Annotated in this window: 10 protein-coding genes and 1 tRNA gene; 1 reads left to right on the forward strand and 10 read right to left on the reverse strand. The window is 35.4% G+C overall.

Annotated elements, in window-relative coordinates:
* Nucleotides 1-165: 165 nt before the first annotated feature.
* The 5 genes from BM371_RS17380 to tuf all read right to left on the reverse strand — a co-directional run bounded on the left by BM371_RS17380 (nucleotide 166) and on the right by tuf (nucleotide 3,484).
* On the reverse strand, nucleotides 166-1,296 hold the full coding sequence (locus tag BM371_RS17380; RefSeq protein ID WP_034679144.1) for a hypothetical protein: 1,131 nt from the start codon (nucleotides 1,294-1,296) through the stop codon (nucleotides 166-168).
* 70 nt (nucleotides 1,297-1,366) lie between these two features.
* Nucleotides 1,367-1,909, reverse strand: a complete 543-nt coding sequence (nusG, locus tag BM371_RS17385) for a transcription termination/antitermination protein NusG (protein ID WP_034679142.1) — start codon at nucleotides 1,907-1,909, stop codon at nucleotides 1,367-1,369.
* Nucleotides 1,910-1,928: 19 nt separating this feature from the next.
* Entirely contained in the window at nucleotides 1,929-2,135 is a 207-nt protein-coding gene (gene secE, locus BM371_RS17390) for a preprotein translocase subunit SecE (RefSeq protein ID WP_034679301.1), read from the reverse strand.
* Nucleotides 2,136-2,147: 12 nt separating this feature from the next.
* A tRNA-Trp gene (locus BM371_RS17395) sits at nucleotides 2,148-2,218 on the reverse strand.
* A 54-nt stretch (nucleotides 2,219-2,272) separates the two neighbouring features.
* Entirely contained in the window at nucleotides 2,273-3,484 is a 1,212-nt protein-coding gene (tuf, locus tag BM371_RS17400) for an elongation factor Tu (RefSeq protein ID WP_034679141.1), read from the reverse strand.
* Between the two features lie 250 nt (nucleotides 3,485-3,734).
* Between tuf and BM371_RS17405 the strand changes: the two genes are divergently transcribed.
* Nucleotides 3,735-5,234 (forward strand): DUF4394 domain-containing protein, encoded by a 1,500-nt coding sequence (locus BM371_RS17405; protein WP_034679139.1) that lies wholly within the window; start codon nucleotides 3,735-3,737, stop codon nucleotides 5,232-5,234.
* 88 nt (nucleotides 5,235-5,322) lie between these two features.
* On the opposite strand, the gene BM371_RS17410 is transcribed toward BM371_RS17405, so the two are convergent.
* From BM371_RS17410 to BM371_RS17430, 5 genes are all read right to left on the reverse strand, one after another.
* On the reverse strand, nucleotides 5,323-8,424 hold the full coding sequence (locus tag BM371_RS17410; protein ID WP_034679137.1) for an efflux RND transporter permease subunit: 3,102 nt from the start codon (nucleotides 8,422-8,424) through the stop codon (nucleotides 5,323-5,325).
* Nucleotides 8,425-8,613: 189 nt separating this feature from the next.
* Complete coding sequence (locus BM371_RS17415) at nucleotides 8,614-9,696, reverse strand: efflux RND transporter periplasmic adaptor subunit (RefSeq protein WP_034679136.1); 1,083 nt, start codon at nucleotides 9,694-9,696, stop codon at nucleotides 8,614-8,616.
* A gap of 110 nt (nucleotides 9,697-9,806) precedes the next feature.
* Nucleotides 9,807-11,048, reverse strand: a complete 1,242-nt coding sequence (locus BM371_RS17420) for a TolC family protein (RefSeq protein WP_081874591.1) — start codon at nucleotides 11,046-11,048, stop codon at nucleotides 9,807-9,809.
* Between the two features lie 195 nt (nucleotides 11,049-11,243).
* The gene (locus BM371_RS17425; RefSeq protein ID WP_034679133.1) at nucleotides 11,244-12,608 is read right to left on the reverse strand and encodes a HAMP domain-containing sensor histidine kinase; all 1,365 of its coding nucleotides are present in this window, start codon (nucleotides 12,606-12,608) and stop codon (nucleotides 11,244-11,246) included.
* Entirely contained in the window at nucleotides 12,609-13,289 is a 681-nt protein-coding gene (locus BM371_RS17430; protein ID WP_034679131.1) for a response regulator transcription factor, read from the reverse strand.
* Nucleotides 13,290-13,575: the final 286 nt, after the last annotated feature.

Consider the following 13,575-nt stretch of genomic DNA (forward strand, 5'->3'; position numbering starts at 1 on the left):
CATTCTCACATTAGATAAGCCTACTTTTCGGACTGCAAAATTATGAAATATTTTTTAAATAGCAAATTAATTATTTGAGTTTTAATCAGATAATTAAAATTTTCAATAAGATCATTTTTGACACTAAGAAAAGAATACTGTATAAATTACATATTATATCTAAGATCAGAAGAATCGAGAGAAATAATATTCTTTTACATTTTGCAATGAAAATCCTCGCCCATCATATTGTATATGAATGAAAAAAAAGATGAAAAACAAAATATTAAAAATAAGAAACCTCTTTAAAAACGGATTTTGATTAAATGAAATTTTATTGTTTTCATTATTCTGCAACATACATACTACGATAATAAATAAAAGCATAGAATAAATATGATCCCATCGATACCAATCAATTCCTAAAACATATAGAGGACTTGCCCAGATTAAACTTATTAAAACAAATTTAAGAAGTGTATAAAATTTATTTCTGTAAAAGGTATATGCATAATATAGAAACATTGAGATCTCAATGATGAGTTCTAAAATGAATAACAGGTAAGAGCTAATTTCATTTTTTATAATTTCTATGCTATTCCAATATTTAAAAAAGAAAATATTATTCTCGCCAAAAACAACTCCTCTATTTTTAATAATTTCTAAACTTTTACCACAATTAATATCTGCACCCAATAAATATATACTTCCTACGGTAATTGTGGACACTGCAAAAAAAAGCAGCCAAAAGGCATATTTGTTTTTTCCGGTTTTGAGAATATGGATGAATATGAAAAATGGCAAGAAGAAATAAAACATTTCATGAAAAAACAGACTTATAGAAAATAAAACTAAAAATATTCTTTCTTTAAAAACAGTCATTTTACCTAATGCAAAATATGCGACAAGTGCGAATAAAATTATTTCTCTCTTTCCTGAATATGATAAATTGATTGGAAAGTACATAAAACAAAGAGGCGAGCACAATAGTATTAAAATGTTCCAGTCAATTTTTTTTGAAATTAAGAGCTTAAAATAGGCAAAAAAAACGAGAGCATAGAAAACAACCTGAATAAAAAAAACCTGAATAGGTAATGATATCCCGAAAAGATCCTGCATTGCAAAAAAAACAGTTCCACTAATTCCTCTACGTTTGAAACCACCGTCTTCGTAGTTGACGAGCCAGTCAGACATCGTCCATTCATGAACAGGCAACGTTGCCTTTCCGTATAATTTTAAGATGACATATAAGAAGATTGCCGTTAAAAAAAAGCAATACAATAAAAAAATGCTGTTCTTTTTCGCAAATGGAATCATACGATCTATTATTATGAACAAAAAAAGGTTACCTATTAAAAGTAACCTTCATATATTTTAGAATAATATCTTAAACTTTTTCTACCTGCATGTAGCTCAATTCCATTGGAGTTTTTCTTCCGAAGATCAAAACTGAAACTTCGATTTTCTTTTTATCTTCAAGAATTTTCTCAACAGTTCCGTTGAATCCGTTGAAAGGACCGTCGATCACTTTTACGTTTTCACCAACAATGAACGGGATTTCTGCATCGGTAGCAAATTCTGAAAGCTCATCCATTCTACCTAACATTCTGTTCACTTCTGATTTTCTCATTGGAACAGGATCTCCGCCTTTAGTTAAACTTAAGAAAGAAATTACCCCGGGAATGTTTTTAATAACGTGAGGAATCTCTCCCATTAAATCAGCTTCTACCATAAGGTAACCAGGATAGTATGGTCTTTCTTTCGGAACTTTTTTTCCGTTCCTAAGCTGAATCACCTTTTCCATAGGAATAACTACCTGAGTAACGTACTGCTCAAACCCTAAACGTTTGATTTCCGTCTCAATATAGTTTTTCACTTTATTTTCCTGTCCGCTGATTGCTTTCAGCACATACCATTTTAATTCGCTCATTACGGGAAATTACTTTTTGTTAATTGAAGCTGTTAATCAATATTCCTAAGATATTGCTGATTGCTTTAGAAAACAATTCATCAACACCAAAAGTGAATAACGCTAAAATAACAGTTGCAACAGTTACTACAATTGTAGAAGACTGTAGATCTGACCATTTTGGCCATTCAACTTTATGTCTGAATTCGTTATAAGAACCTTTTAAAAAATCAACAAATGAACTCATAATTTTTATTTGCACGGGCACAAGGATTCGAACCCTGATCAACGGTTTTGGAGACCGGTATCCTACCATTGGACGATGCCCGTAGATTAAAAAAGTTCCGTAAGCTTCCTTACGGAACTTTAATTATATTAAGATGATTAGTCTAAGATTTCAGTAACCTGACCTGAACCAACTGTTCTACCACCTTCTCTGATCGCAAATCTAAGACCTACGTTAAGAGCGATTGGTTGTAACAATTCTACAGTGATCTCTAAGTTATCACCAGGCATTACCATTTCTACACCTTCTGGTAAGAAGATCTCACCTGTAACGTCAGTAGTTCTTACGTAGAACTGAGGACGATACTTGTTGTGGAATGGAGTGTGACGTCCACCTTCTTCTTTAGAAAGGATATAAACAGATGCTTTGAATTTTTTGTGTGGCTTCACAGAATCTTTCTTAGCGATTACCATACCTCTCTTGATGTCAGTTTTTTCAATACCTCTCAACAATAGACCTACGTTATCACCAGCTTCACCTCTGTCTAGGATTTTTCTGAACATCTCAACCCCTGTAATTGTAGAAGTTAATTTTTCATCACCCATACCAACGATATCAACAGGATCACCTGTATTGATGATACCAGCCTCGATTCTACCAGTTGCTACAGTACCTCTACCTGTAATAGAGAATACGTCTTCGATTGGCATCAAGAATGGCTTTTCAGTATCTCTTACTGGCTCTTCGATCCAAGTATCAACAGCATCCATTAACGCTTCAACACTCTTAAACCACTGATCGTCAGTGTTTACCGGGCTAGAAGTAGCAGCTGTAAGTGCACCAAGTGCAGAACCTTGAATTACTGGAGAGTTATCACCGTCGAAATCGTAAGTAGACAATAAGTCTCTCAATTCCATTTCAACAAGCTCTAATAACTCAGCATCGTCTACCATGTCAACTTTGTTCATGAAAACAACGATTCTAGGTACGTTTACCTGACGGCAAAGTAGAATGTGCTCTCTAGTCTGAGGCATAGGTCCGTCAGTAGCAGCACATACAACGATAGCTCCATCCATCTGAGCAGCACCAGTTACCATGTTCTTTACGTAATCCGCGTGACCTGGACAGTCAACGTGAGCATAGTGTCTTTTTTCAGTTTCGTATTCGATGTGAGCAGTATTGATAGTAATACCTCTTTCTTTTTCTTCTGGAGCAGAGTCAATCGCAGAGAAGTCTTTTTTCTCAGCAAGACCTTTGCTAGCTAATACAGCAGAAATAGCAGCTGTAAGAGTAGTTTTACCATGGTCAACGTGACCAATAGTACCAATGTTCAAGTGTGGTTTGTTACGATTAAACGTTTCCTTTGCCATGATTTAAATTATTTATTTATTGTTTTATTCAAATTTTCGGTGTGCAAATATAATGAATTTTTATATACCAAAATCTTTTTATGAAAAAAAAGTTTCATCTTCAAACCCAGAAAGTCACAAACCGTATTATTTTCTGTAAACAGAGATGCAAATTTAAACAAAAAAATGAATTAAAAAAAAGTGTTGGTGAAAATCCGGAGATAATTTTTTCTCGTAGATAGATTAATAAAATCCTATTAAATAAATTATTATGAAAAAACTATCTTACATCTGTTTAGCTGCATTAGCATTCGTCTCGGTATTATCTTGTGATGACGACTCTATGGAAATGCCACCAGAAGTTATTCCTGCGCCCGACATGATGGTCTATGGCTTGACCGACAATAATCAATTGGTCGCTTTCAACTCCAAAAATTCGGCTTCTTTTTCTTCCACAAAAACAATCATGGGAGTACCTTCCGGGGAAAAATTATTAAGCATAGACTTCAGACCTGCTACAGGTGAGCTTTATGCAGTTTCGAATGCAAGCAAATTTTATATTATTAATACCTCAACGGGAAATACAAGACCTGTAAGTACAACCTCTTTTACACCGGCAATTTCGGGAACGATTGCGTCAATCGATTTTAATCCAACAGTGGATCGTATCAGATTGGTTACCAATACAGGGCAAAATCTTCGTTTACATCCTGAAACCGGCGCTCTGGCTGCTACAGATACAGGAATTGCAACCTCCTCATCCATTACAGGAATTGCCTATACCAACAGTGTTTCCGGAGCCAGTTCAACTATTTTATATGATCTTGATGCAACTTCAGGGAAATTATTTAAACAAGATCCTCCAAACAACGGAACTTTAGTTGAAGTCGGAAGTTTAGGAATAACCTTTACAGGACAAGCTGCATTCGACATCAATCCTGATAACTCTGTTGCATTAATGGCTGCAACAACAGGAAGCCAAAACAGTCTTTATAAAGTTGATTTATCAAACGGAAAAGCAACAAACATTGGAAATCTTTCACAAAAAATTTTAGATTTAGCCATTCCAACAAATCCGGTTGCTTATGCTGTAAATGATGCAAATGCCTTACAAATTTTCAATCCTGAAAATCCACAGCCTGTAACCAAGACAATAACCGGGCTTCAAACCGGAGAAAATATTTTGGGCATCGATTTCAGACCATTAAACGGACAGTTGTATGCTCTGGGAAGCTCAAGCAGAATTTATACGATTAATTTAGGGACAGGCGCAGCTACGGTTGTAGGAACTCAACTTCCTACTTTGCTTTCAGGAACTGAATTTGGTTTTGACTTTAATCCGGTTGTGGATAAAATCAGAGTGGTGAGCAATACCGGACAGAATTTAAGACTAGATCCTGTTACGGGAGGAATTACTGGGACCGATACCAATCTTAGCCCTACTCCAGTTGCGGTAAGTGCTGCAGCGTATACCAATAACTTCGCAGGGACAACGGCGACTGAACTTTTTGTAATCGACCACAATACGGATAAACTCTACTTGCAAAACCCGCCAAACGGAGGTATTTTGGTAGAAAGAGGTTCATTAGGAATCAATATTTCACAGGCAAACGGATTTGATATTGGTAGTACAAGCCAAAAAGCATATCTGATGGCAACTGTAGGTACAGAAACAAAACTGTACACCGTAAATACAACTACAGGAGCTGCTGCTTCATTAGGAACTTATCCTAATCTTGTAAAAGGATTTACAGTCGGTTTAGGATTCTAAAAACAGACTTGATTTTCATATATAAAGAAGCCCGGAATAGATTTTCTATTCCGGGCTTCAACTATATAATGATAAATGAAAGAGAATTTTAAATAATTTCTTCGGTCTTCTTTGTTCGATTGAAAATCCAGAAGATGATTGGGAAAATTAATAAGGTTAAAACCGTCGCTGTGATTAATCCTCCAATGATAACGATTGCTAAAGGTTTTTGAGATTCAGAACCAATTCCTGTAGATAGAGCGGCAGGTAAAAGTCCGATGGATGCCATTAAAGCCGTCATAATTACAGGTCTTGTCCTGGATTTTACTCCGTTAAGAACAGCTTCATCCAGTTTGAACCCATCTTTTATGTTTTGATGAAACTCTGTGATGAGAATTACTCCATTCTGAATACAGATTCCGAGCAAAGCAATCATTCCGACTCCGGCAGAAATTCCGAAATTCATGTTGGTTACATGCAGTGCGATAATTCCGCCAATAAGCGCAAAAGGGACGTTTGCCAATACCAAGAATGAATCTTTCATGTTTCCAAAAAGAATAAACAACAGGAAGAATATTCCTAAAATACTGATAGGTACAATTTCCGTCAATCTTGCGGTTGCTCTTTGCTGGTTTTCAAACTGACCAGTCCACCCCACTTTATAGCCTTCGGGAATATCAATTTTTGCTACTTCTTTTTGCGCATCCGAAATCGTTCCACCCAAGTCACGGTCACGAATCGAGAATTTAATTCCGATATAACGTTTAATATCATCTCGGTAAATAAACGCAGCGCCGTTATTTTTTTCAATAGTAGCAACTTCTTTCAACGGAATCATTGTTCCATCCTGTGTAGGGATCATCAGTGAAGCCATGTCATTCTCATCTTTTCTATATTCGTGAGAATATCTTAAACGTATCGGAAATTTTCTTTCGCCGTCATACATTTCAGAAGCTGTTTTCCCACCAAAAGCCATTTCCAGAACGGTTTGTGCATCTTCCGGCATTACACCATACGCTGCCATTTTATTTCTGTCCCAGACGACATTTACTTCGGGCTGACCGATATTTTTGATAATTCCGGCATCACGAACTCCGTCTACATCTTTGATTGATTTTAAAACTTTTTCTGCCAATTCATCCAAAGTATGAAGATTGTCGCCATAAATTTTAATACCATTTTCAGCCTTAAAACCTGCTACAGCTTCGGCAACGTTATCAGAAATCGGCTGAGAATAATTGAACGTAATTCCCTGATATTTGCTCAGTTTTTTATCAATTTCTTCGGTTAACTGTTCGTAAGTGATTTTTCGGGTCCACTCATCTTTAGCTTTAAGATTGACGGCGAACTGCACAAATCCAAATCCGTTCGGGTCGGTTCCGTCGTTGCTTCGTCCGGTTTGCGCCAAAACATTGGTTACTTCGGGAACGCTCATAATATCTTTCTTTAAAATATCTGCAGTTTTTAAAGATTCTTTTAAAGAAGAACTCATTGGCATTTCGGCGGTAATCCAGAGTGAACCTTCATTAAGTTGTGGTAAAAATTCTGTTCCTAAAAATTTCCCTGAGAATAAAGTAACGACAACAATTGAAACAGAAACAATTAAGCTTATCTTCTTATTTTTAAAAGTAAATCTGAATCCTTTTAAAACAATTCTGTCCCAGAAATTCACAAACGGATTGTTTTTCTCTCTTACATTTTTATTTAAAAGCAAATGCGTTAAGACTGGAACTAAAGTCAACGTAAAAATTAAAGCTCCTAACAAGGCAAAGCCTAAAGTAAATGCTAATGGTGAAAACATCTTTCCCTCTACTTTTTGGAATGCAAAAATGGGAATCAGGGAAGTAATGATGATTAATTTAGAAAAGAAAATCGCTTTTCCTAAGCCTGTTCCTGTTTGTTTAATCCAGCCCGCTTTTGCCATTTTATTGAATCTTTCATCGCCATATTTCTTGGCTTTATGATCGAGCATTACAAAAATCCCTTCGACCATGACGACGGCTCCGTCAATGATAATTCCGAAATCGACTGCTCCGAGTGACAGCAAATTGGCACTCATCCCGCAAAGTTTTAGACATAAAAAAGCAAACAGTAGCGACAACGGAATAATAATGGAAACCGTAAGTGTCGTTCGCCAGTCTGCCATGAATATTAAAACAATAACCGTAACTAGAATAATTCCTTCCAGTAAATTGTGCATTACCGTTTCTGTGGTAAAATCCATTAAGTTATCACGGTCGTAGAAAGTGACCATTTTGACATCTTTGGGAAGAATTTTTTCGTTCAGCTCTGCAATTTTAGCTTTTACACCCACCAAAACTTCACGCGGATTTTCGCCTTTTCGCATCACAACAATTCCTTCCACCGTATCATCCTGATTGTTTAATCCAGCCTGCCCCACTCTCGGTCTTGAACTTTCATGTACCTCAGCAACATTTTTTACCAAAACCGGATTTCCATTATCATTGTGAATGGTAATATTGGCAATATCATCAGTCGACTGTACCAAACCAATTCCTCGAACGACATACGCTTGTCCGTTTTTTTCGATAACATCTCCACCGACATTTAAGTTGCTTTTCGTCACGGCTTCATAAACCTGAAGCGGAGTCAAATTATATTTATCTAAAGCTCTCGGATCAATACTCAACTCAAAAACCTTATCCTGACCTCCGAAAACATTGATATCTGCAACTCCGGGAACTCCACGAAGCGCTCTGTCGATCACCCAGTTTTGTATTGTTAAAAGTTCACGCGAATCTTTTTTCTTGCTTTCTAAAGTGTATCTGAAAATTTCTCCGGTTGGTCCGTAAGGTGGCTGAACTTCGGGATCAATTCCTTCGGGAAGACTTACGTTTCGAAGCTGGTTATTCACCATATTTCGGGCAAACATATCATCTACGCCGTCATCAAAAAGAATTTTGACAATGGAAAGACCAAACATCGTCGTACTCCTCACACTTGTTTTTTTCTGAACCGGGCTCATTGCCAATTCAATCGGTGTGGTTACAAAACGTTCTACTTCTTCGGCACTTCTTCCGTCCCACTGAGTAATGATAACGATTTGGGTATTGGTAACATCGGGAAATGCCTCAATCGGCATATTTTTAAAGCTGATAAATCCCGCCACTGCTAAAACAGCCACCCAAATAAAGGTAAAAGCTTTGTTTTTCAGTGAAAATGAGATTATATTTTTTATGAATTTGTTCATGATAGAAATCAGATGTTAGACTTTAGATATTAATTTAATATCTAAGTGTTTAATTTTATCTAAAGAAATTAAAACCATTAAGAGTCTGAAGCTCTCTGTTTTTGAAGTCAATATCGACAGGATAATAGCCAGAAAGTAATTAGCAAAACTTCTATTTCACCTCAAACTTCTTAATGGTTTGGAAAAAATTTAGTTGTTCAAAGAACGGTAGATTAATAATTGGTTATTGGTAATCACATTCTCTCCTTCTTTAAGACCTTCCGAAAGGTAAGTCACGTCTCCAAGCTGTTTTAAAACCTGAATTTCTTTAATTTTCACATCTGTTCTCGATTTAAAAACCACCACATAACTTCTGTTGTCATCAAAAATCACAGCTTTTGAAGGAATCGAAAGAGCAGATTTACCCTCAGATTTTGAGACTTTTATCGTTGCTTTACTGTCCGGAATCAACAATCCGTTTGCATTATCCAAAACTACTCTTGCCTGCATTGCGTTGGTTTGAGGATCGATAATTTTAAATATCTTATCGATTTTACCATCAAAAACTTTATCCGGATAAGACAATGTGGAAACCTGAGCAGGCATTCCAAGGCTTATTTTATTGATATCAGATTCGTTGATATTCATAATTGCCCAAACGTTGGTCGTATTGGCGACATCGAAAATATTTTCGCTTCGGTCACTTCTTAGCTGCATATCTTTATTAATGTCTTTATGTACAATATAACCGCTGATTGGTGCTAAAACACTGTAAATATTTCCATTTTTCACATTATAAACCGTGCTTACTGCACTTGCTCTCTGGAGCTGGTCTTCTGCTTTCTGGAGCTGACTTTTTGCTTCGAGAACATCTCTTTCTGTGTTCAGTTTTCCTTCATACATTTCTCTGGCAACACGAAGATTGTTTTTGGCAACCAGCAAATCTGTTTTAGCATCACTTACATCTTTTTGAATTTCCGCCAATTCGGTGCTGCGGATGGTGGCTAAAACCTGTCCTTTTTTTACGTAATCTCCGAGCTCTACATTTACACTCATCACATTTCCGCCAACCAAAGGGAAAACGTCAATGTATGAATTGGCATCTGCAGCTATTTTGCCGTAAAAGCTGTAAGAATCTTCTATTAATCTGTTTTCAACTTTTGCCGTGGAAATCGATTCAAGCATCGTATTGCTCAATTCAAAACCTTTTGGTTCGGGAGTTTTTGCAATTTCAGGCTTTGAACAAGACCATAAAAGGAAAGCTGAAAATAAGGGTATAATTATTTTTTTCATTTTAGAATTTTTTTAATCCCGAAATTTCGGGACAAAGATTTTTTAAATAACATGCTGTTTTTAAGTTCGCAAAGGCGTTTCACTTAGCAAAGACCGCAACATTTTTTACTTTAATAGAAGATTTTAGTTTGTACCAACTGATTAAGCCGTTCGGCAGACTGCATCAGTTCGTTTTTCATATCATAGATCTGAAGTGCTGTCTGACGGTAACTTTCCATGAAATCGGTAAATTCGATTAAACTGATATTTCCGTTTCTGAAGTTTTTAAGCATTCCGTTGTAGACCAAATCGAGATTGCTTAGATCGGTCGCTTTTATTTCGGCTAATTGTTCGTATTGCGATTTCCAGATTTGAAAAGCCGATTCTACTTTGGTTTCCAAATCAAATTTCTGGAATTCTGCATTTTTCTGATTTTGCTTAATTGCATGATTGGCTTTCTCGACATTTCCTCTATTGTTTTTCCACAAAGGAATCGGGATTCCCACTTTTAAATTGATTTCATTATTAAAAGTTCCTGAAGCCTGATCATATTCCATTCCCACATTCAAATCGGGAACATTCAACGATTTTTGCCATTGCGAATATAATTTGGAATTTTCAATCAGTTTTAGAATGAATAAATAATCGGCATTGTTTTCAAGCGCTTTTCTTTTCAATTCGGTTTCATCTCCGAAAGGTTGCGCAGCCAAAATGTCTTTCGCTTCTTCCTCTGAAATCTGAGGTTCTACTCCTTCTGAAATTCCTGTCAAAACTTTCAAAGCCTGTTTAAACTCCAGGAGATTCTTATTAATTTCAACCTTATCATTATTAAGTTGAATCACGATGCTCTGAAGTCTTACTTCATCCTTCAATGAAACATTTCCTTTTGCAGACTGTACTTTATATGCCTTTAAAAGGTCATTCATGTAACCCAATTGTTTGTTGACATTTTCAAGCTTGAGTTTTTCGTAGTAAAGATTGTAGTAATTGGTGTGAAGCTGCGTTCTCAATTCAACCAAAAGTTGCGAAAACTGAAGTTGTGCCAGTTCTTTATTTGATTTAGCAAAGGCGATTTCATTTTTCTTTTTACCGCCCATGTAAATCAGTTGGGTAACTTCCAAACCTTTTGCTCTTCCTGCATCAAGAAATCTTTTATCTTCCGGATTATAGCCGTTGATATATCCGCTCATCTGCGGAAGCTCCCAGATTTTAGCCTGCAAAATATCTGCATCTGCCATATTGATGCTGTATTGCTCGGCAAGAAGCTGAAGATTGTTTTGCTGAAAGGCGTTTTCGCACTCCAAAAGCGACATTTGCTGCTGCGCTGAAATTACCGAAGAAATTACAACGAACAGTCCTGCAATTTTGTTCATTCTCTCAAATTTTGATGACAAAAGTGCGTTTGCTCGATTAAAACGAACTTAAATGAGGCTTAAAATAAAATTAAATTCTTGATTTGTCAATTGAAAACAAAATAATACTGATGAAAAACTCTCACTGATTTTGGAGATTACGCTGATTTTAAATATGTGCAAAATCAGCGTAATCTGCGAGAAATTAAATTAAATTCACTTATCAAAAGTAATGCTGAATTTATTTAAATTTTTTGAAAGTGAAGCGTAAGAAATTTCTGCACCGTGATATTCTAAGATTCTTTTGACGATTCTCAAGCCTAAACCGGAACCGGAAATATTCTGAGAGTTATTTCCACGCATAAAAGCTTCGAAAAGTTTGGGTTGCTCTTCTTCGGAAATCGTTTTACCTTCTGAAAGAATGTCAACCAAAAGATTTTTTTCAGTCTCTGTGATTAAAATTTTTGCATCGGCATTGTCTGAATAAACTGCTGCATTTTTAAGTAAATTAATAAAGACAATATCTAAAAGCGACTGAACTCCATTGATTGTAAGAAAAGCGTTTTCCTGGGTTTCTTCGGAAATGCCAAAATCCATTTTTAAATTAGGGTAACTTTTCTGTACCCTGTCGAAAGACTCAAAAATCACTTCATCGATTCGTACTTCTTCGTAAATAGTCTGAATATTTTCTTTGTCGAATTTTGTGAGAAGCAGAAGTGAATTTGTAAGATCAGATAACTGATAAACATCTTTCAACATCTGTTGTAATGCCGAAAGCGTATCGGGAGAGTGCTGCTCGAGTTTAATTAAATTTTCAAGCTGAAAAGCCATCCTTGTAATCGGTGTTCTGATTTCATGTGATGCACTTGCCGTAAAATCTTTTTGTGACTGGAAAACGTCATTTAACCTTGAAATCATCGTATTGAACGAATTGGCTAAAATACTGATTTCATCATTCGACTGCTCCACCGGAATTTGTGTCGTGAGTTTATGAGCCGTAACCTCAGAAATTTCTTTATTCAGATCTTCTAAAGGCCGTAGAAATTTACCCATAAAATAATAGGAGAAAAATCCAATCAATAAAGTACAGGTAATAAAAGCAGTAATTAAAAGATATTTCAGATAGGCGAGTTTCGATCTTCCGTTGGTATCATAGGCGCTTGTAAGGATATAATAATTGTCACCGTTAATATTTTTCAATGAAGCATATACTTCCGGAATTGCTTCTTCTTTATAAACATCTTTTTTTTTGTCTAATTCTGACAATAAATTTTTGTCCCAGGTTACTTTTTGGTCTTTTAAGGTGCTGTAGATAAGTTCTTTTTGACCATTAAATATTAAAATGGTTTCATTGAGAAGAAAATTATCTGAGTTTTCATTGAAAAAAATAGGTGCTTCTTCCTCAAAATTTTTAGATTTTGAAATAAAATTGGTCGTAAATCCTAACCGTCTTATAAACCGGTCTTTGAATTCTTCACGCCGGAAATCATCAAACGAAATATAAATGATGATGAGAACAATACCAAACAGCAAGGAAAACGACACACTCAAAGTAAGCGCAATCTTTCTTTTTAAAGACATCTATAAAGGATTTAGATAATATCCGAAACCTGATCTCGTGTGAATCAGCTTCACTTTATATTCTTTATCGATCTTTTTTCTCAGGAAATTAATATAAACCTCAACTGTATTGGTATTGGTATTAAAATTATGTTCCCAAACATTTTCGGTAATCTGTTGCTTAGAAACCGTTCTTCCCTGCGCTTCTGCCAAATAAACCAAAAGCTGGAATTCTTTCAGTGTTAAAGCAATTTCGTTTCCTGCACGGAAAACTTTCTGTTCAGTTTTATTGATAATTAAATCATCAATTCTGATAATATCCAGATCCACGCTTTCAGAAGGTGCTTTTCTTCTTAAAAGAGAATTCATTCTCAATAACAATTCTTCGAACTGGAAAGGTTTCACCAAATAATCATCTGCCAATCTTGTGAATGCATCTTTCTTATCGGAAATATCGCCATAAGCCGAAATGATAATAATCGGTGTATTTTTATCAAACGTACGGATGGTTTGGCAAACATCAAGCCCATTAATCTTCGGAACATTAATATCTAAAAGATACAAATCATAAGAACTGTTTTTAATTTGGCGAAGAAAAGTTTCACCATCATAAATCTTGTCACAATTGAAATTATTTGATTCTAAAAATTTACTCAGTTCGGCAGAAAGAATTAAATCATCTTCCAATAAAAGAATATTCATTTGGGAAATTATTTATTACGAATTTAATGAAAATTTCAAAATTCTTCGCCGGAATTATTTTGAAGAAGTGGGCACGTTTAATTATAAGAATTTCTAAAGACTTATCATTAAAGTAATTTGAAGCCGATATTATGATTGATTAAAATAATATTAAACTTTGAAAGGCTTAGGTTTAGGTTAATATTTAAGAGTAAATGTCTGAAAATGTTTGAACAAAAACACGATTTATATTAATGTAAATCCAGCTTTAAGAAAGCATTTTGGAGAATTAGTAGAAATAAAAAAA

Origin of the sequence: Chryseobacterium formosense, from assembly GCF_900116415.1 — a bacterium.
GTDB lineage: Bacteria > Bacteroidota > Bacteroidia > Flavobacteriales > Weeksellaceae > Chryseobacterium > Chryseobacterium formosense.